The organism is Paenibacillus sp. PAMC 26794 (assembly GCF_000316035.1).
Lineage (GTDB): Bacteria > Bacillota > Bacilli > Paenibacillales > Paenibacillaceae > Paenibacillus.
The window spans coordinates 53,870-73,774 of sequence record NZ_ANHX01000002.1 but is presented as its reverse complement, the minus strand read 5'-3'; the positions used below and the strand labels follow the sequence as shown (position 1 = coordinate 73,774).

Here is a 19,905-nt window from a genome sequence, read left to right as displayed (position 1 = left end):
ATCTCACTTTCAGTAGTTTGGTTTAGGCATTGCATATATTTACACTTGCTTGCCATCGTCGTAACACTTCTTATTTTATCTCAATGATTGGCTGTTCGCCAACTTTCAGCACTCCACTCTTCTTGAGAGTTACCGTGGAGCCCTCTGGCAGGTTGGTGAAAATAACTGGTGAAATGATCGAAGGAGCGTTTGCTTTGACATACTCCAGATCCACTTCCATAATCGGCTGACCTGCCGATACCAGATCACCTTCCTGTACCAGTACGTTAAAGCCTTGGCCCTTCAGCTTCACCGTATTAACACCTATATGAACAAGCACTTCCTTGCCACCATCGGACATAATGCCCACGGCATGTTTGCTTGGAAATACATTAAACACTTTACCATACACCGGAGAAGTTATCGTACCATCATGTGGCAAAATTGCGAATCCATCACCTGTCATTTTCTCAGCAAAGACCGGATCAGGTACGTTTGTAATGTCCAGCAATTCACCATTGACTGGCATGACAATATCCTCAGCAACGATGCGCTCGCCTTGCTCACCTTGTGCCTTCTCCTCTTCAGGGGTTGGTTTGGCAGCCGCTGGCGTTGGTGCCGGTGTTCGTCCTGCAATAATATCCTGCATTTGAGATTTGATCGTGTCGGAACGTGTTCCGAAGATGGCTTGAACATTATTACCCACTTCAAGTACACCAGATGCACCCAATTGTTTCAAACGATCTTTTTTCACATTGGATTTCTCATTAACTTCAATCCGCAAACGAGTAATACAAGCGTCCAGATGTTTGATATTTTCCTTGCCGCCAAAAGCTTCAAGAATGTTATGGGGCAGATCATCCGTTGAACCAGAGCCTCTGCCAGATTCGGTTTCAGGCGTTGCATCCTCTCGTCCAGGTGTTTTGAGATTGAATTTGCGAATGATAAACCGGAAACCGAAGTAATAGATCACCGCAAGAATCAATCCGACAATAATAACGTCCCACCAAGGTGTACGGTTCGGAATAATCCCGAAGATCAGGAAGTCGATGAACCCACCGGAGAAGGTCATACCGATCTTGACACCCAGAATTTGCATGGTCATGAAAGACAAACCTGCAAAGATACAGTGTACTGCAAACAGGATTGGTGCTACAAACAGGAACGAGAATTCAAGTGGTTCTGTGATCCCTGTCAGAAACGAGGTCAGCGCAGCTGAACCCATGATACCTGCAACATACTTTTTGTGTTCCGGTCTTGCTTCATGGTACATCGCAAGTGCGGCCGCTGGCAAACCAAACATCATGAACGGGAATTTACCAACTTGGAATGTGCCCGCTGTGAGGTTCACACCATCACGCAATTGATTGAAGAAGATTTGCTGGTCACCACGGATGACATCTCCAGCTTTGTTCACATACTCACCGAACTCAAACCAGAATGGGGAGTAGAAAATGTGGTGAAGACCAAATGGAATTAATGACCGTTCTACAACTCCGAAGATGAATGCCGACAATGTCGGGCTTGTATCTACCATGAAGTGAGATACAGTATTCAATCCATTTTGAATCGGTGGCCAGATAATGACCAGAAGCAACCCAATTAAGAGGGAAACAACCGAAGTGATAATCGGAACGAAACGTTTACCTGCAAAGAAACCGAGGTAAGACGGCAGTTCGATTTTGAAAAATCGATTGTAACACAGCGCGGCGGCAATACCTATGATTATACCTCCGAACACGCCTGTACTTAATGTTGGGATACCCAAGATGCTGGCATAACCCGGTACTTCACCGATCATTGCCGGAGTAACCCCTACTGCGGTACCCAGTGTGACGTTCATGACCAGATAACCGATGATCGCTGCGAGACCTGCAACCCCTTCGCCACCTGCGAATCCGACGGCTACACCGACGGCGAACAGCAATGCCAAATTATCGAATACGATCTGACCTGCGTTCATCATAATTGTTGCGATCGAGTTCACCCAAGGGGTGTCGAGCGCCGTTACATATTGCAAGAAATCTGGATTAACTAGCATGTTACCAATTCCGAGCAGCAAACCTGCCGCAGGTAGAATGGCTACAGGCAACATGAGAGCTTTACCTACTCTTTGCAATACACCAAAAAGCTTTTTGAACATCGCGTCGTTTCTCCCTTTCGTTTAATTTATATGTTGTGATTCAAGCAAGGGAACACAAAAAAAGGCATGAATTAACAAAGTAAACTGTGCCAACCTTGGGGTATAGCATACCCTGTACAAGGAAAGAACAATCACACTTTAATTAACTCATGCCTGATCGAGTCAGTAACACGTCGCTTATGTTTATTCAGTTGCTTGATTACGGAAACCATTGTAGCACCAGTTCTAATGTATTGCAAGCCTTTACACTAAAAAAAATAAATTTCGCATTCCATCACTGGAATGATCTCACTTATTCTCTTCTTCCTTCCGCTGATTCAGCCTTTGCAGATGAATGGTCAGATAACCTACCTCCGCAGGATAAACCGGCAGTTTCAGTCTTTTCTCCATTACTTTGGTCAGTTTCCATGCAAGCGAGTACATTTCGGGATACTCCAACTTAAGCAGGGAATCCAACTTATGAAGCTCTTCCACTTTGTCTCCACGGCGAACACGCTCAAGGGCGAACCGAAGATGAGTCAGCAAACGAGAGTAATCAAGCGATTCCGTTTCAAACGAATAATCGAGTTGATCAGACACCAGGTTCACCAAATCAGTGATCAATTGTGAATGTTCACGTACCTGGGATATATTTTGATTGGTCATTGCGCTATAGATATGGAGGGCAACAAAACCAATCTCATCCATCCCCAGATCTACACCTATTTTCTCTTTGATCAGACGAACAGCGTATTCTCCCATTCGATATTCTTCAGGATAAATCTCGCGGGTTTCATATAAAAATGGATTTTGTATGATAATGCCCTGCTCCTTGCGTTTTAACGCGAAAGAAATGTGATCGGTTAATGCAATATGGATATGTTCATTCAGAGGAACGTCCGTACGCTCTGCAATATACGTAATAACTTCGTTAATAATCTCGATCAGTGCTTCATCCACCTGTGGAAGAAGCTGTTTGTACTGCTCTTGCTCCTGCTGGTTTTTCAAAATGAACATTTTCTCCACAGCCATCAATGGAATGTGATCACTCGGTTTTCGGTTAAAGCCAATGCCTTTACCAATAACAACGACTTCCCCGTGTTCAGGATGCTGTGCAATGATTACATTATTATTTAGCGCTTTGTCTACATGCAAGCTGCTCATTGTTTGCACCTCTTTTTCACACCATCTTAGGTGTGATTAAGTCACACCCTGTTACGAACGAAAAGACACCCGGAGCGGGCAAACCGCGCCGGACGTCTCGCTTAAAAAGTAACAAAAATTCGTCTTAAGGTCAATAGAGCAACCATGCAAGATTCGAAGTGCTTCTTACTCGTCTACTCCAGCTCTTTCCACAATCTTGTCGATTATAGAAGGAGTTGTCACGGCCTCGCTCTGTTGAATGGCAACTGGCGCAGGTGTTTTAGACTTCGTAAGGCCTTTAATCAGCTGCTCTACATCGATGCCGGATACACTCTTGAGCATCTCTGGAGCGGTCGCCATAAGTTCGGTAACATAGTTACTCACTCGCGCTGCACCTTCACCTTTTCCTGTATCTACCACCGTCAGTTTATCAATAGATGCAATTGGCTCTGCAATTTTGCCAGCCAGTTCAGGCAGCATTTTGACAATGATATCGAGTACAGCTGCTTCGCCAAACTTCTGGAACGCTTCGGCCAGTTTTTCCTTCGCTTCTGCTTCTGCAAGACCACGCAAACGAATAACTTCTGCGTCTGCTGTACCTTTGGCAAGTTCTGCATCCGCCATGGCCTGACCTTCAAGTCGCTTCTGTTCAGCTGTTGCTTTGGCATGTGTTTCGATGGAATACTGTACTGCATCGGCTTCACGCATTCTTTTGGCTTTATCCGCTTCGGCAGCCTGCTCTACCGCATAACGATCCGCTTCTGCCTTTTTCTTCACTTCGGCATCATACTGCTTCTCACGCACGACAATTTCTTTCTCCTGCAGATCAATCTCACGTTCTTTGCGAACGAGTTCAACCTTCATTTCTTCTTCCACCACGATCTGTCTCGCACGCGCTTCATGGATATGGTAAGCCTGATCGGCTTCCGCTTTGGCTGTATCCTGATCCCGCTTAAATGTTGCTACTTTCAGTTCTTTCTCTTTGGCTGCCTCAGCGATATTGGTATCACGCAGCAACTCTGCTTTTTGACCCTGCTCTTCCGCATTGGCCTTCTGAATACGCGCATCACGCATCGCTTCGGCTTCAGCAATCTCGGCATCCCGCTTCACAGCAGCAATTCTCGGTTTACCGAGAGCATCCAGGTAGCCCTGTTTGTCACGAACATCCTTGATGGTAAATGAAACAATTTGCAGTCCCATCTTCTTCAGATCTCTAGCTGCTACGCCTTGAACCTCTTGCGCAAACCGATCCCGGTTCCGATATACTTCTTCCACCGTCATCGTACCAAGGATGGCCCGCAAATGCCCCTCCAGAACCTCCTGTGCTTCGCTTCTCAGCGCTTCTACAGGTTTACCGATGAATTGCTCAGCTGCCGTAGCAACGTCCTCTACAGCGCCCCCTACCTTGATAATAGCGACACCGTCAGCAATAACTGGAACACCCTGTTCCGTGTACACTTCAGGTGTGGAGACATCCAGCTTGTGGGACAACAAGGAGATGAACTCTGATTGCTGGAAGATCGGCAGGATAAATGCACCGCCACCACGAACAATTTTAATTTTCCGGCCAGAGTCATCATCGGAAATATTTTTACTTCCCAGGAATGATCCCGTAACGATCATCGCTTCATCCGGCCCAACCGTTTTGTATCTCGCCCAGAAAGCCAGACCTAAAATTAAAATGACTCCGACTACAACTATAGGAATCAACAAAACATCCCAATTCAAATTCAAATTTTCCATTCCACATCTCTCCCCTTATTCATTCATGATGAGTGCTTAAACTACTTAGGTGATTAAACTACTTTATAAATCTTTAAGTACATTTTCATCCCATTCCGATACACGCAATACACCATCTACAACATCTACCACGACAACACGCGCTCCCGCCGCAATGGGGAGGTGTTCAAAACTGGATGCCGTTTGAATCGTACTACCGGAAGCAAAACGAATCATCACTTCGCCAAAACCTTTTTCCGGCACCGGAATGGTGATTTCCCCAATTTTCCCAGATAACTCTTTCATTGAAAATGCAATCGAGACATCGCTGTTACGCATCGGTTTGATATATGCGAAGAATACCAGCATGGCTGCAGCAATACCTATAAGCAGGGATAATATTAGACCCGACATTGCACTTAATGAACTATAACGTGTCAGCATTATGCCTGCCCCACCGAAGGTTGTAATGGAACCAGCTAGCACAACGGGTTTGAAAAAATCAAGACCTGGCATTTCGAAGGCTCCGTCCAGCAAGCCGTCAATCAAGTCACCCAGCACAAGGCTGACAACCGCAAATATTGCTCCTCCGATCAGACACCCCCAATAAATTGTCTCCATCCCCTGTTCCTCCTCTCCTCTGCCGCAAATTCATCCTAACTGAGCATTCCACATGTAAATAAATACGTAGCTAACATCAAAATGTTTCAAAATCTTTCCTCAAATGTATTCTGAACCCGATAATGGGTATTACATAAAAAAACCGCAAGCCCCCATGAAGGAGACTTGCGGTTATTGGACAACAGGATGTGTCCGTTCACTTGTCAGTGATTATAGAATTACAGAGAAGCCTTGTAGATGGATACAACATCTTCTCGTTGCAGTTTCTTGAAATTACCGAATGGGCCAAACAGCATAGCTTTGTCTGCCATTACGTCGATCTGGCTATCATCGATATCGTAATCAGCCAAACGGTTAGGGGCACCAATGGATGTCCAGAATTTGCTGAGCGCATCAATACCTTCTTCGGCAATCTGTCTGTCCGACTTGCCTTCAGGATTCACTTCGAATACATTGATCGCCAGACGTTTGAATCGATCCACATTGACATCCAGGTTATGTTTCATCCAGTGTGGGAACAAGATTGCAAGTCCACCGCCGTGTGGGATATCATACACTGCGGATACCGCGTGTTCAATATTATGTGTTGCCCAGTCGCCTGCGAGACCCATATTCAGCACGCCATTCAGTGCCATTGTTCCGCAATACAGAATCGTTTCGCGCAGTTCATAGTTCTCCAGGTCTTCAACCAGACGAGGCGCTGATTCCATGACAGTACGCAGAATCGTCTCACAGAAGCCGAGTTGAACCGGTGTATTGGCATCCAGATGGAAGTAATGCTCCAATACGTGGGACATCATATCCACCATACCATATACCGTTTGGTCCAGTGGAACAGTGTATGTATTCACCGGATCCAGGATGGAGAAAGCAGGGAATGAATAAGCGCTACCCCAACCCAATTTTTCTTGTGTATCCTGATTCGTAATAACCGAACCGGAGTTCATTTCCGAACCCGTTGCCGCCATGGTCAATACGGTACCGAGTGGAAGAGCGTCCTGTGCAACGGCTTTGCGCTGAGCAAAATCCCACATATCGCCATCATATTTGGCACCTACCGCAATGGCTTTGGAGCAGTCTAGTACACTACCGCCACCTACAGCGAGGATCAGGTCGATGTTATTTGTTTTACAGAGGTCTACCCCTTTATGCACCGTAGAAAGACGCGGGTTAGGTTCCACACCTGCCAGTTCAGTCACTTCTGCTCCAGCTTCCTTAAGCAATCCGATCACTTGATCGTATAGACCACTGCGTTTGATACTACCGCCACCATATACAAGCAGAACCCGTTTACCGTATTTCGGCACTTCTGTCTTTAATGCTTCCAGTTGTCCTTTACCGAAAATCAGTCGGGTTGGATTATAGAATTGGAAAGATCTCATATCTATTGTCGCCTCCAATGGAGTTTAGAATTTTAGTGCAACTCCAATTATAGTACCCCGTTTATAGAAAAACAAATCGATAGTCACTCACTTTATAACAACCCGTTAATCTTCAAATGGGCTCGAAACATCTCGCTCGTTGAAGGCAAATTTTCAGCATCTACCCATGTTTCTGAGGCCCATAATCCAGCCTGTTTGAATGCCCGCGGACAATGGATAAAACACTCTTCCACATCTACAATGACAGCTGCACCTATGGTTTTACCACTCCAGCCCATACTGGCGATGAATTCCTCATCCTTAGTAATGGATGCTGTGCCATTAATACGCAGCACTTCATTCAGACCCGGAATCAAAAAGAGCATACCAATGCCAGGGTTAGACAAAATGTTCAACAAGGAGTCTATCCGCCGATTGCCTGGGCGTTCGGGATAGACGAGCCGGTATGTATCATACACTTTTACGAATCCCGCTCCATCACCCCGAGGTGACACATCACTTTTTCCAGCACGATCGGATGTGGAGAGAAAAAATAATGGTGACATGGATATAAAGTTCTGAACATGTGAATCCACAAATGAAATTGCCTTGTTACGCACATGTTCATGCGGTTCTCCCACCATGCCTTGCAGCTCCTCAGCATCTGTAATCAACGGAATATTCAATGCCTGCTTTTCCAATTCAGTACCCCCATTCCCTCAATTTATTGTGGTAATCTAGGACTTCTCTCCATTATAACTGGCCCGGAAGTTCTTTCCAATGCACACAAATGTCAAGAACGACAAAAACACCAGCCTCCGCATGGGGCTGGTGTTCATCGTTATACATGTCTATTCAGTGTATCCCATGCTGCTTACAAAACGACGGAAAGCCTGGCGTCCTGCTTCATCATATTTGTAGACACCTGCATGCTCCAGAATCTCGGCAAATTTCAAGCCGACTTCCTGCTGTACAATAGCAACGGCTTGTTCTTTGTCCAGGTTAGGACCAAACCGTTCAATCAATTCTTCCGCCCAGCCCAGATGTTTGTTCAACACATGATCAGAAGCTTTGGCGGCTTCAGCAAGCTTGGCATCGCCAGCGAGGATATCCGCGATACTGTCCAGTTCTTCTTTCAAACGACCTGGCAGGATGGCAAGTCCCATCACTTCGATCAGACCAATGTTTTCTTTCTTCAGATGGTGCATTTCACGGTGCGGATGGAAAATCCCTTCAGGATGCACATCATTCGTACGATTATTACGCAATACGAGATCCATCTCGTAGCCACCGTCTGCACTACGACGAACGATTGGTGTTACCGTATTGTGTGGTACCTGTTCGCCGTCCACTTCACTGAATGCTTCGATATCCACAGCAGAATCACTGTAGACCTTCCACGCTTCATATACAGCGTTACCCACTTCTAGCAGCTCTGCAGGATCGTGTGAGGCCAGACGCATGACGGACATTGGCCATTTCACAAGACTCAATGTAAGTCCAGGTGCATCCGCATGGCGGAAGACCGCCTCTGGCTGTGCATTTTGAATGGCGAATGTATGACGACCACCTTGGAAATGGTCATGTGTCAGAATGGATCCACCTACGATCGGCAGATCCGCATTAGATCCGATAAAGTAATGCGGATACTCCCCGACAAAGGCAAGCAGTCTGCGCAGCGTATCTTTGGTCAGTTTCATCGGCACATGATCATGATGGAAAATGATGCAGTGCTCGTTGTAGTACACATACGGCGAGTATTGGAACAACCAAGGCTCGTTGTTAAGTTCCAGCGGAATAACTCTCAGATTCTGGCGGGCCGGGTGATTCACCCGACCAGCATAACCTAAATTTTCACGACACAGCTGGCATTTTGGATATACCGGCGGCGGAAGCAATTTCGCCATGGCAATTTCCTTTGGACTTTTCTCCGGTTTTGACAGGTTGATAGTAATCTCCATGTCTCCATAGGCCGTGTCCTGAGTCCAGTAAACGTTCTTCGATATCCGGTCCATCCGGATGTAGTTGGAGTTAATCGACAAGTCATAGAATTGGGATGTGGCCGCCTCAATGCCTTCCGTCTGCTCCGTGTGGCGGAATGCGCGTACCACTTCGGATGGGCGTGCCATCAAATGACCCATGATTTTGGCATCCAGCAAATCACGGAATGTATCACTATTTTCAGGAATGAGTCCAATGGAAAATCCATAATCGATCAACGTATCCAGCATAGCCTGTGGGCCATCGGGCACAGTCGTGTCCAACTCGCCGGCATAAGGCTCTGAGAATCCGAATTGTTCCAGCAGGAGGTTGCGGCTATAATCCCAATCCGCTTCCTCGATTAATTGTTTCTGCAAGGCAAATGCAACCAGACGTTCAATGGCATGCAGTGCTTCCTGCTGCTCCGGTGTCCGCTCTGTGGCACCTGCTGCAAGTTGAGTCTGTGACATAAGGTATTCGCCTCCTAGTTTTTTCCATATCCGTCAGGACGTGATTGGTGCCAGCTCCAAGCGCTTTGAATGACATCTTCCAGATTGGTCCATTTCGGATTCCAGCCCAGGACGGATCTCGCTTTCGCAGATGAAGCTACCAGCACAGCCGGGTCACCTGCACGACGTGGCTCCTGTACAACCGGGATATCAAGGCCAGTCACTTTTTTGGCTGTTTCAATCACTTGTTTTACCGAGAATCCTGTGCCGTTACCCAGGTTAAACACATTACTGTTCTCACCTTTGCGAAGATAATCTACTGCACGCAGATGTGCATCAGCCAAGTCGCTCACGTGGATATAGTCACGGATACATGTGCCATCTTCTGTTGCATAGTCGTCACCAAACACGGCGATGTGCGGACGTTGTTTCAAAGCCGTTTGCAGAACGAGTGGAATCAAATGACTCTCTGGCTGGTGATCTTCACCAATTTTACCGCTGTCATGAGCACCGGCTGCATTGAAGTAACGCAGGGAGACGTATTTAATATCCTGAACTTTATCGAACCATGACATCATGCGTTCCATCATCAGCTTTGTTTCGCCGTATACGTTGGTTGGTTCTGTACGATCACTCTCTTCGATTGGCACTTTCTCAGGCTCACCGTAGGTAGCTGCTGTAGAGGAGAAGACGATGCGGCGTACGTTCGCTGCATTCATCGCTTCCAACAGACAGAGTGTACCAAACACGTTGTTGTCATAATATTTAACCGGGTCTTTCATACTCTCGCCTACGAGTGAGTTGGCTGCAAAGTGAATGACTGCATCGATTGAATTCTCAGCGAACAGCTTCGCCAGAATTTCTTTGTCACGCAGATCCCCTTCATACAACTTACCGCCGAGCAACGCTTCACGATGCCCTGTCTGCAAGTTATCCAGTACAACAACCTCTTCTCCACGTTCCAACAATGCTGCTACCGTATGAGAACCAATATACCCTGCTCCACCTGTCACCAAAATTGCCATTTTACTTCGCCTCCTTCAATTCTTTAACACCGTCGCCTACACCGCATACATAGAAATCACCTTTGAGACGGGTACGCGCTTCATATGCAGCGCCCACTTCACTTACAAAACGCTCGACATCATCTTCATGCACAAGTGATACGGTACAACCGCCAAATCCTGCACCAGTCATCCGAGCACCAAGCGTGCCTGGAATCCGCTGAGCTTCTTCAACCATAACGTCCAGTTCATCACAGCTTACTTCGTACAAGTCACGAAGCGATTCATGAGAAGCATTCATCAGCTTGCCGAAGGTTTCCAGATCATTACCCTGCAATGCTTCGACCGATGCGAGCACACGAGCGTTCTCTTCCACAACATGTTGTGCACGCTGTCTTACTTTCTCATCCTTAATCTGATCCTGTAGTGTTATGAACTGCTCTGGCGTCAATTGAGCCAGGTAATTCAGTGCAGGCAGCTGTTCCTTCAAGATGGCAAGTGCCTGCTCGCATTGGGAGCGACGTTCATTATAAGCCGAATCCACCAGACCCCGGCGTTTGTTTGTGTTACCGATGACCAATTTGTAGGAGCCTGTACGGAAAGGAACCTTTTCGTACTCCAGTGTGTCACACATCAGCAGGATCGCGTGATCCTGTGCACCGTTTGCGACAGCGAACTGATCCATGATTCCACAGTTGACACCTACGAACTCATTTTCCGCTTTCTGGGACAAAAGCGCCAGTTGAACCGTGTCAATATCCGATACACCCTCCAGAGACTGAATCGCAAATCCGGTAAGTACCTCCAGAGATGCGGATGATGAAAGTCCTGCCCCGTTCGGAATCTCCCCGTGGTACAGGAAGTCGTAGCCTTTTGTTACATTCACACCTTTGCCTTGCAATTCAACCATGACACCTACAGGATAGTCGGTCCATTCTCCGGTTTTTTCCTTACCGATGGAGGAAGTGTCTAGTACCCCTTCATAAGACATGTTCGTGGAAGCCAGTTGCAACTTGTTGTCCTGACGCTCACGAATGATCAAAGTTGTTCCGAATTCAAGTGCTGCCGGAAGCACGTATCCACCGTTATAGTCAATGTGCTCACCAATCAGATTCACACGCCCAGGGGCATGAAATACACGGATGTCCGCTCCACTCTCTCCGTACTTCTCAATAAACTTTTGTTTCAATTCAGTTACGTTCACTGCTGGTGCACCTCGCCTCGTTGTTGTGGTTTTCTTAATGTTATTATATAAGAAAGCGGTGCCTCTTGTAATGCAACCATGTGTGTTTCATATGGATAAATGTGACCTTAAGGCGTATAATGATCGGAGCATCCCGGAAAGAAGGAAACGACCATGTCAGACCAATTCAACACCAAGAAAGAATCCCTTTCATCTTCTAACGAAAAAATACAGGAATCACCTTCCGGTAAAAGTGGAGCACTCAGTTATTCCGTTGCCTCCAATCCGGTCTATTATGAACAAAGCGCACTGCATGTCCTGTTTGCCGGGGCAAGCCAGACCCTTCCGGGGCACGCCGTCGGACCTAAATTGTTTGATTATTATCTGCTGCATTATGTAGAAAAAGGAGCGGGTACGTTCCGTACCGAACTACACACCTACGAGTTATCCGCAGGTGATTGTTTCCTCATTCACCCCGGGCAACTGGTGAGCTACCAGTCACATGCCCGTAATCCATGGCAGTACCGTTGGATCGCCTTCACGGGCAGTCAGGCTGCCCAGAATGCCGAGGAGGCCGGGTTCCGCCCGGAGAAGTCCGTTTTTCATGCCGGACACTCTTGTGGAATTTCCGATTGGCTATCCGTGATGCAGGATGCTTTTGCCGAGCGCAAAGAAAGCTCTCATTTCATATCACTGGGTACGCTATATATGATTCTAGCCGAAGCACAAAATCACCTTTCGCAGGGCCAAACCTTAATTCCAGGTGAATCATCCATCCGACGTACGGTGAAACAGATGATTCAATATATGTCTACCCAGTACGCCTATCCAGTCTCCATTGAACAAATGTCGGCGAGTCTCGGATACAACCGTGCGTATCTATCCCGTATTTTCAAACAGGAAACCGGACTTTCACCAGTCACTTATCTGCTGAAACTGCGGATCGACAAGTCGCGCCAACTCCTAAGGGAACGCCCGGATTTGTCCATCGAACAGGTATCTGCATCGGTGGGACTGCCAGACGCGCTGTATTTCTCCAAACAGTTCAAACGATTTCACGGTGAAGCGCCTAGCTTGTATCGAGAGAAAATACTGTCCCGTCCACTACATCAGGAGTTGCAGAAGAACGCTCAACAAATCAAACGGTGAGCAACATAACGGAAGGAACCACGTACGACAAAAAAAGGTGCATTCCGCCATTATGGCTAAGATGCACCTTTTGCACTTTATTTATTTGTCATCAGGCTCCGGAGACAGGATGGATTCAATCCGTTCCAATTCCTCTGTAGAGAAATCCAGCTGACTGAGTGCAGCCACATTCTCTTCAATCTGGGAAGGACGACTTGCGCCAATCAGCGCAGAAGTTACCCTGCCATTACGCAGCACCCATGAGAGTGAAAATTGGGCCAAGCTCTGACCGCGGGCCGCTGCAATCTGATTCAGCGCACGCACTTTGCGGAGCGTCTCTGGAGAGATGTTGTTCTCATTCAGGAATACCGATGGTCCTTTGGCACGTGAGTCTTCCGGGATACCATTCAAGTATTTGTTTGTGAGCACGCCTTGTGCCAATGGACAGAATGCAATACTGCCTGTTCCATACTCATCCAGCACGTCCTGCAAATCATCTTCAATCCAGCGCTCCAGCAGCGAGTATTTCGGTTGATGGATTAACAGGGGCGTACCCAGACCCTTCAGAATTTCGGCAGCCTGTCTCGTCTGCTCTGCGGGATAGTTGGAGATCCCTACATAAAGGGCTTTGCCCGAGCGAACAATATGATCCAGTGCCATCATCGTTTCTTCCAAAGGTGTTTCGGGATCATAACGATGTGAATAGAAAATATCCACATAATCCAGACCCATACGCTTCAAGCTCTGATTCAGACTGGATACCAGATTTTTGCGTGAACCCCACTCGCCATACGGCCCGGGCCACATATAATAACCCGCTTTGGTGGAGATCACAAGTTCATCACGATAAGGTTTCAGATCCTGGGCCAGTACTTGTCCAAATAACTGCTCTGCCGAACCTGCCGGAGGGCCATAGTTGTTGGCAAGATCAAAATGTGTAATGCCCAGATCAAATGAACGGGTAATCATATTACGGCCATTCTCGGCATTGTTAATACCGCCAAAATTATGCCACAGCCCCAGTGAAATCGCTGGTAATTTCAAACCTGAACGTCCAACGCGGTTATATTTCATCGTTTCATAGCGAGTATCGCTTGCTACGTAGACCATTATGAATCCCTTCTTTCCCCAGGTTCCGCCTCTTGTATCCGGTCTATACCGGAGAATGCGGTTATTCAGTCCATACGTTTAACCAAGAAGCTGGTCCACATTATTCATTACCTCACCAATCGGCTCTGTAATCAGCAAATCAGCCCTGCGGTCGTAAGCGGTAGGTGTAGCGTTGAGCAGAACGGTATGTTTTCCCTGAAAATACGTAATTAACTGGGCCGCCGGATATACCGTCAGTGACGTGCCTCCCACGAGTAACAGATCTGCAGAAGACAGTGCATCAATGGAACGATACAAAGTCGTCTGATCCAGCTCCTCTTCGTACAGCACCACATCCGGTTTGATCACACCACCACATGTGATACAGCGAGGCACGGTATCTTGGGACTGTATAATATCATTCAGCGTATAAAACTGCTTGCAATCCATGCAGGCATTACGATGAATTGAGCCGTGAAGCTCAAAAACATTGCTGCTGCCTGCCTTCTGATGCAATCCATCGATATTTTGCGTGATCACTGCCTGAAGTTTTCCTTCCTGCTCCAGACGGGCCAATAGTCGATGGCACCCATTCGGTTCCGCATCTGGATGAAGCATTTTGCCTCGATAAAAATCATAAAAAATATCGGCATGTTGATCAAAAAAATGTCGGCTTAACAATTCTTCCGGTGGATAAGGCGAATGCTGCTCCGTCTGATACAGACCCGCAGCCGAGCGGAAGTCGGGAATCCCGCTTTCCGTTGAAGTCCCGGCCCCTCCGAAAAAAACAATCCGGGAGCTCTCCTGAATCCAGGCAGCCAGTTGTTCCGTTGCGTTCATCCTCTCTCCTCCTTTTATATCGTTCAATCTGACCAGGGTGACTTATATAATCACGCTTAGCTCATTATAATGACGAATAATGGCATGGGCATCAACCAGGTGAGATCCTTGATCTAACTGCGGACAGTAACCGAGCGTATAGGATACCTCTGCGTGCCGCCCCATCTGCATATCCCCATTACTGTCTCCAATTACAACGGCCTCCGCAGGATCGATATGTAATTCACGGCAAGCCAAGAGTGCTGCTTCTCCATCCGGTTTGCCCTGGGTCACCCGATCACAGCCCACAATGGATGTGAAAAAGGAACGAATCCCCATCCAATCCAGATGTGTTTCTGCTGCCGCTGTACTGTCTGAAGTGACGACCGCCAGAAGTATGTCCGCTGCCCTGCAACTCTGTAAGAAAGCAAGTAATCCTGGCATCGGTTCAGCCGATTTGCGCTCTCTTACCGATTTCATGGCCACACTTGAAAATTGGCGTATCGTGGTGATCGCTTCATTCCATGGCATGCCTGCCGCATATAGCTGCCCCGCGAGCAATCCCGTGCACTCATCCACAGTCGCAATGGCAAGTGGACCTTGCGGATCATAGCCGACAATGTGACCTTCTGCATTATGAATGGTGCCCAGGACGTGCTCCCGTTCAACCGTAAATGAAGCTCCAAGCTCATTCATACGTGCTTGTAACTGACTCAGCAACGTCTCTGCCCACGGCCCCCATAGCTGGAGGAATTCCAGCAGTGTTCCATCTTTATCGAACAGGATAGCTTTACATGGGATCTGCGCTCCATTTACTTGAAGCATGGTCATCCGTATCACCTCCATCAAGTTATGCTATAAATGCATACAGCCCTTAATGCAGAATAATCAAAATCTACTTGATGGTACTTAACCAAGCCAGTACCGTCTTGACCGTCTGATTCAGCTGTTCTTCTCCACTCACTTCTGACTCGCCATCTCCTTTTTGATGACCATAATCACCAAACTGGGCGTGGTTTCCACCTTCAATGGTGTAATATACCGTCTCCGCGGGCAAATACATACGTCCACTCTGATACTTGGTCATATTCACAACCTCATCTTTAGTACCCAGAATGGATAATGCAGGTATTCCAAGTGACTTTACGCTTCCTTTTTCATCCGGGTAAGATGCCAAGAAGAATATCCCGTGAAGTGCATCTGGATGTGCGGCTACATAACGTGCAGCCATGGACCCGCCGAGAGAGTGTCCACCCATAACAAATTGTTCGTCCGGATATGCAGCCAGAATCTCATCTGCCAAGTTTGGCTTGAGCACTGCCAGGTTAACTGGCATCTTGGCAATAATCGTGTGATGACCCGCAGCCGCCAGCTCATGCGCAAGTGGTGCATAACTTTCCGGTTTTACCAGTCCACCAGGATAGAAAAGTACACTTTTCCCCTTTGGTTTGTCTGGCACAAAATCAATCCAGTTCTCTTGTTCACTCACCGTCACCTGATCGGCTGTTTCCATAGCTGCTTGGGCTGTTTCCTGTGGACCGTATGGTGTGAATAATTTCCACGCAACAAATCCACATCCAATGACAATGAGCGCCAGAAGTACGAGCAGGAATTTCCCAATGCCCCTCTTCTTGCGCCCTGTATTATACCGATTTCTCAACGTTTATCACCTTTCTTCACTTCCGCAGGTGCCGCGGCTCACAGAATTGGGAGCCTTTGTTTATCAGGCTCCCCTTCTACGAATTGAAAAAATATTATTCAGCCTTGGCCTTGCGGTAAGCATCCATATATTGTTCCGCTTTGCGACGGACATGACTCAGGTCACCCGTCTTCACAGCTTCCGATGTCAAGTCGGAACCGATCCCTACAGCCACTGCTCCACCCTTGATCCAATCCCCCAGATTAGACAAGGATACCCCGCCAGTTGGCATAAAATTCGCCTGCGGCATAGGGCCCTTCATCGTTTTGATAATCGAAGGATCGTACAGATTACCCGGGAACAACTTCACAATGTCCACGCCGAGTTCCAATGCGCGTTGAACGTCAGCAATCGTCATTACACCAGGCAAAATCGGAATTCGATACAGGTTGCAGATCTGAACGGTATCCGGATTCAGGGAAGGTCCAACGACAAACTCGGCACCCGACATGATGGCCGCTCTCGCCGTTTGCGGTTCGAGCACCGTTCCCGCACCAATAATCGCGAATTTCTCTGGATCTTGTGTGTTCCAATGGTATACACGGCTTAATTTTTCAATGGCTTTGAGTGCACTGGGTACTGTCATCGTAATCTCGATAACTTTAATGCCACCCGCAATCGCTTGCTCGGCCATGGCAATGACTTGATCCGCAGAATCTGCACGCAGAACTGCCACAACCCCATTGTCCGTAATCTTTTGCAACAGCTGAAGCTTCTTCATTTCATTCTCTCCCTTGTCAATGTGGTGGTTGTGTATACAAGCCTTACATTTCAGAACGAAGATGAGCCATATATGATGTCAGCAGCGACTAGCGCTCAACATGGGCAACGTTGTTCAGCTTGGCCTCGACCTGCTCCCACGTCGGAAGCGCCTCCCAATCGCCAACAGCCTGTATAACCATGGAACCGGTCAAATTGCCGAGACGGGTTGCTTCCTGCGGGGAGTATCCTTTTAACAAACCCGATAAAAATCCCGCGCAGAAACCATCTCCTGCTCCTACCGTATCCAGAACATAATCCGCCTTAAAGTACGGAACTTCCGTTAGGGTACCATTCGCCAATACGTAGGTCAAATCAGGGCCACCCTTCACGATGCACACAGCATTCATGGCAGATAAACGCTCAAGTACTTTTTGATCATTTTCTTCGTTATATAGAAGTTTCATCTCGTCCAGACCCGGTAAAAAGTAGTCCGCCAGTTCAGCTAAACGCAGTATAACCGGACGGGCCTCATCCGCAGACCATAGTTTGAGACGCAGATTTGGATCAAAGCTTACTTTCACCCCTGCTTGTTTGGCAATATGTATGGCAGCCTCTACCGTAGCAAGTCCGGACGGGCTTATCGCTGCGGTAATACCCGTAACGTGCAATATCTTCGCCCCGGCAATATAGTCGGGATCCAGATCATCAGGTGTAATCGCACTTGCAGCAGATAGCTTCCTATAATAATGCACCGAGGCTTTCCCGGAAGCGTTCTCACGAATCATCAAACCAGTAGGCTCGTCATCACTTAACCTTACCCGGGATACATCTACGCCTTCACCGCGAATGGCTTTTAGAATCATACTGCCGATCGGATCATTGCCCAAGCGTCCAAACCAACCACTGGTATGCCCCAGGCGGGATACGCCAATAGCCAGATTGCTCTCAGCACCCCCGAAAGACTTGTCCAGTGTGGCTGCATATTCCAGCCCTCTTGTATCCTTGGCGGTCAGCAAACCCATACTCTCCCCAAACGTAATAATTTCCGGGCTTGGATAGGGACTCGTTGACATGATTTCTTCCCTCCTTATATTTACATTCCCTCATCTTCTTTTACTATTGTCATCCTCTATGCAACCGTTGTCAATCCCGTTGCGTTCATTTTGTTGTCACAGCTTTGAGAAAAGATAGCGCTTACCAATGTGAATTAAATCACAATAGATAATGTACATCCGTATTACCCTTATTACAGATGCAAATGACCTTGCAACTAGGGTCTATAAGGGGGCTACACCATGAAAAAACAGACACTGATCCGGGATGATCAGGAATCTTTCTTTTACAATCTGCGCTTTATGCTTATCGTCTGTGTCCTTGCTGGTAATGCACTGGAACCACTCATCACACGCTTTGCAGGAGCAGAAGCTCTGTTCCTGTGGATATATACGTTTCACATGCCACTCTTTGTATGGGTAACCGGGTATTTTGCGACACACTCACTTCAAGGTGCATCTGGGCGAAATGTCCTGAAGCAGATTGCACTACAATATGTACTGTTTCAGTCCTTATACGCATTAATGGACTTTACCGTATTCCACACACCCCATATGCGGCTATCCTTCTTTGCACCTTACTTGCTGTTATGGTTTCTCGCGAGTCATTTCTGTTGGCGACTGTTGCTTCGTCTGACGATTTTCTGGAAACCGATATATCGGCTGATTGGATCGATTGGGCTCGGTATAATTGCCGGGTATTTGCCCATCGACGGGTTCTGGCTCAGCTTCAGCCGTACGTTTGTATTCCTGCCGTTCTTTGTCATCGGTTATGACTATGGAGCAACCATCCGTTCACGTTTATTATCCGGTTGGGGGCGAAAAACCGCAGCCATCCTCTCTGCTGCACTGTTGGTATGGATCGGGTATGGCGGTTTGAATATTTCAACCGGATGGTTACTCGGCAGCATGACGTACGACGAACTGGGTCACCACGAATGGTATGCCGGCATCTTCCGACTTGGTGTCTACCTATTGGAGATCACATCTGCAGCACTTTTCTTGGCTTGGGTACCTTCCTTAACTTCCAGACTGACGGACCTTGGACGACGCACACTCTACGTATTCCTGTTGCATGGTTTTCTCGTTCGTCTCGCGATCTGGTCTGGAGTCTACAGTTATATGGGAAACTCGGCGTATATTCCAGTCATACTGGTCATCGCTGTACTCTTCGCAGTCACACTGGCTCTGCCGGCTGTACGTCACACGTTCAAACCCTTAATTGAACCAGATATATCCCGATTTTCTTTCAATCAGCATGAGGTGTTTAAACGGTCGGCATAACGCTCTAGCGGATCTCTTCGCTATCGATCCTACCCTGGTGATGTTGTTTCAGACTGGAAATGACGTGGTAAATTAGGGATACGCACTACAAAAAACAACTTATCGTTGTAAGGAGTGATTTGTAATGGCACGTCAACCGACGTCAGAACGCAAGATGAGCCGTGAAGAAGCTGGCAGATTAGGTGGCAAAGCCACTTCCAAAAATCATGATCAAAGCTTCTACCAGATGATTGGAAAAAAAGGTGGAGAAGCGACTTCAGATGCCCATGACACTGACTTTTACAAGCAGATTGGACGCAAGGGCGGCGAAGCAACCTCCGAAACCCATGATAAGGAATTCTATCGTGAGATTGGACGCAAAGGCGGAAGCAACTAATGAATTCTGCTCGCCACATCGAAACATGATCATAGCTTTCCCGTAAATCAAGAAGTCTAATTCCATGAAAATGGTTTGAGGCTTCTTTCTATTGATTGTAGAAATATGACGACGGTTGTGATAGACTCAATAGAAAAACTGGGTGTTCACGGGTTTAAAGCAGCAAAGAATTTCACAAACTACGGGGAGCTC

General features: G+C 47.4%; 17 protein-coding genes and 1 pseudogene. 3 read left to right on the top strand and 15 right to left on the bottom strand.

The genetic code is table 11. From position 1 onward, the window contains the following. Positions 1-70 precede the first annotated feature (70 nt). The 9 genes from ptsG to D829_RS0100370 all read right to left on the bottom strand — a co-directional run bounded on the left by ptsG (position 71) and on the right by D829_RS0100370 (position 11,585). Entirely contained in the window at positions 71-2,122 is a 2,052-nt protein-coding gene (ptsG, locus tag D829_RS0100410) for a glucose-specific PTS transporter subunit IIBC (protein WP_017686847.1), read from the bottom strand. 288 nt (positions 2,123-2,410) lie between these two features. Further along, positions 2,411-3,265 (bottom strand): PRD domain-containing protein, encoded by an 855-nt coding sequence (locus tag D829_RS0100405; RefSeq protein ID WP_017686846.1) that lies wholly within the window; start codon positions 3,263-3,265, stop codon positions 2,411-2,413. Positions 3,266-3,430: 165 nt separating this feature from the next. Beyond that, positions 3,431-4,987 carry a flotillin family protein gene (locus D829_RS0100400; protein ID WP_017686845.1) on the bottom strand — a complete coding sequence of 519 codons (1,557 nt, stop codon included), beginning with the start codon at positions 4,985-4,987 and terminating at the stop codon, positions 3,431-3,433. Positions 4,988-5,050: 63 nt separating this feature from the next. Then, a complete protein-coding gene (locus D829_RS0100395) occupies positions 5,051-5,587 on the bottom strand; it encodes a hypothetical protein (RefSeq protein WP_017686844.1) in 537 nt (178 codons plus the stop codon). Between the two features lie 218 nt (positions 5,588-5,805). Then, positions 5,806-6,969 carry an iron-containing alcohol dehydrogenase gene (locus D829_RS0100390; protein ID WP_017686843.1) on the bottom strand — a complete coding sequence of 388 codons (1,164 nt, stop codon included), beginning with the start codon at positions 6,967-6,969 and terminating at the stop codon, positions 5,806-5,808. A 92-nt stretch (positions 6,970-7,061) separates the two neighbouring features. Further along, positions 7,062-7,649 carry an MSMEG_1061 family FMN-dependent PPOX-type flavoprotein gene (locus D829_RS0100385; RefSeq protein WP_017686842.1) on the bottom strand — a complete coding sequence of 196 codons (588 nt, stop codon included), beginning with the start codon at positions 7,647-7,649 and terminating at the stop codon, positions 7,062-7,064. Positions 7,650-7,799: 150 nt separating this feature from the next. Beyond that, the gene (locus tag D829_RS0100380; protein ID WP_017686841.1) at positions 7,800-9,398 is read right to left on the bottom strand and encodes a UDP-glucose--hexose-1-phosphate uridylyltransferase; all 1,599 of its coding nucleotides are present in this window, start codon (positions 9,396-9,398) and stop codon (positions 7,800-7,802) included. 14 nt (positions 9,399-9,412) lie between these two features. Continuing rightward, on the bottom strand, positions 9,413-10,402 hold the full coding sequence (galE, locus tag D829_RS0100375; protein WP_017686840.1) for a UDP-glucose 4-epimerase GalE: 990 nt from the start codon (positions 10,400-10,402) through the stop codon (positions 9,413-9,415). 1 nt (position 10,403) lies between these two features. Beyond that, positions 10,404-11,585 carry a galactokinase gene (locus D829_RS0100370; RefSeq protein WP_017686839.1) on the bottom strand — a complete coding sequence of 394 codons (1,182 nt, stop codon included), beginning with the start codon at positions 11,583-11,585 and terminating at the stop codon, positions 10,404-10,406. Positions 11,586-11,738: 153 nt separating this feature from the next. On the opposite strand from D829_RS0100370, the gene D829_RS0100365 reads away from it, so the two are divergent. After that, on the top strand, positions 11,739-12,713 hold the full coding sequence (locus D829_RS0100365; protein ID WP_017686838.1) for an AraC family transcriptional regulator: 975 nt from the start codon (positions 11,739-11,741) through the stop codon (positions 12,711-12,713). Positions 12,714-12,794: 81 nt separating this feature from the next. Here D829_RS0100365 and mgrA read toward each other — a convergent pair whose 3' ends face one another. The 6 genes from mgrA to D829_RS0100335 all read right to left on the bottom strand — a co-directional run bounded on the left by mgrA (position 12,795) and on the right by D829_RS0100335 (position 18,074). Then, the gene (gene mgrA, locus D829_RS0100360; protein ID WP_017686837.1) at positions 12,795-13,802 is read right to left on the bottom strand and encodes an L-glyceraldehyde 3-phosphate reductase; all 1,008 of its coding nucleotides are present in this window, start codon (positions 13,800-13,802) and stop codon (positions 12,795-12,797) included. Between the two features lie 78 nt (positions 13,803-13,880). Further along, on the bottom strand, positions 13,881-14,621 hold the full coding sequence (locus D829_RS0100355; RefSeq protein ID WP_017686836.1) for an NAD-dependent protein deacylase: 741 nt from the start codon (positions 14,619-14,621) through the stop codon (positions 13,881-13,883). A 42-nt stretch (positions 14,622-14,663) separates the two neighbouring features. Next, on the bottom strand, positions 14,664-15,431 hold the full coding sequence (locus tag D829_RS0100350) for an HAD family hydrolase (protein WP_017686835.1): 768 nt from the start codon (positions 15,429-15,431) through the stop codon (positions 14,664-14,666). A gap of 64 nt (positions 15,432-15,495) precedes the next feature. Continuing rightward, positions 15,496-16,260: an alpha/beta fold hydrolase gene (locus D829_RS0100345; RefSeq protein WP_017686834.1), complete on the bottom strand. Its 765-nt coding sequence runs from the start codon at positions 16,258-16,260 to the stop codon at positions 15,496-15,498. Positions 16,261-16,354: 94 nt separating this feature from the next. Continuing rightward, positions 16,355-17,020 carry a bifunctional 2-keto-4-hydroxyglutarate aldolase/2-keto-3-deoxy-6-phosphogluconate aldolase gene (locus D829_RS0100340; RefSeq protein ID WP_017686833.1) on the bottom strand — a complete coding sequence of 222 codons (666 nt, stop codon included), beginning with the start codon at positions 17,018-17,020 and terminating at the stop codon, positions 16,355-16,357. A gap of 88 nt (positions 17,021-17,108) precedes the next feature. Then, entirely contained in the window at positions 17,109-18,074 is a 966-nt protein-coding gene (locus tag D829_RS0100335; RefSeq protein WP_017686832.1) for a sugar kinase, read from the bottom strand. A gap of 222 nt (positions 18,075-18,296) precedes the next feature. Between D829_RS0100335 and D829_RS0100330 the strand changes: the two genes are divergently transcribed. After that, complete coding sequence (locus D829_RS0100330) at positions 18,297-19,337, top strand: hypothetical protein (RefSeq protein ID WP_017686831.1); 1,041 nt, start codon at positions 18,297-18,299, stop codon at positions 19,335-19,337. Positions 19,338-19,461: 124 nt separating this feature from the next. Continuing rightward, a pseudogene (locus D829_RS0100325) lies at positions 19,462-19,704 on the top strand (general stress protein); the annotation flags it as partial. Positions 19,705-19,905 lie beyond the last annotated feature (201 nt).

Coding starts and splice junctions, on each gene's coding strand:
- D829_RS0100405 (WP_017686846.1), bottom strand. CDS start 3,265: ATGAGCAGCTTGCATGTAGACAAAGCGCTAAATAATAATGTAATCATT.
- D829_RS0100400 (WP_017686845.1), bottom strand. CDS start 4,987: ATGGAAAATTTGAATTTGAATTGGGATGTTTTGTTGATTCCTATAGTT.
- D829_RS0100365 (WP_017686838.1), top strand. CDS start 11,739: ATGTCAGACCAATTCAACACCAAGAAAGAATCCCTTTCATCTTCTAAC.
- D829_RS0100335 (WP_017686832.1), bottom strand. CDS start 18,074: ATGTCAACGAGTCCCTATCCAAGCCCGGAAATTATTACGTTTGGGGAG.
- mgrA (WP_017686837.1), bottom strand. CDS start 13,802: ATGGTCTACGTAGCAAGCGATACTCGCTATGAAACGATGAAATATAAC.
- D829_RS0100390 (WP_017686843.1), bottom strand. CDS start 6,969: ATGAGATCTTTCCAATTCTATAATCCAACCCGACTGATTTTCGGTAAA.
- D829_RS0100330 (WP_017686831.1), top strand. CDS start 18,297: ATGAAAAAACAGACACTGATCCGGGATGATCAGGAATCTTTCTTTTAC.
- galE (WP_017686840.1), bottom strand. CDS start 10,402: ATGGCAATTTTGGTGACAGGTGGAGCAGGGTATATTGGTTCTCATACG.
- D829_RS0100340 (WP_017686833.1), bottom strand. CDS start 17,020: ATGAAGAAGCTTCAGCTGTTGCAAAAGATTACGGACAATGGGGTTGTG.
- ptsG (WP_017686847.1), bottom strand. CDS start 2,122: ATGTTCAAAAAGCTTTTTGGTGTATTGCAAAGAGTAGGTAAAGCTCTC.
- D829_RS0100380 (WP_017686841.1), bottom strand. CDS start 9,398: ATGTCACAGACTCAACTTGCAGCAGGTGCCACAGAGCGGACACCGGAG.
- D829_RS0100355 (WP_017686836.1), bottom strand. CDS start 14,621: ATGAACGCAACGGAACAACTGGCTGCCTGGATTCAGGAGAGCTCCCGG.
- D829_RS0100350 (WP_017686835.1), bottom strand. CDS start 15,431: ATGACCATGCTTCAAGTAAATGGAGCGCAGATCCCATGTAAAGCTATC.
- D829_RS0100395 (WP_017686844.1), bottom strand. CDS start 5,587: ATGGAGACAATTTATTGGGGGTGTCTGATCGGAGGAGCAATATTTGCG.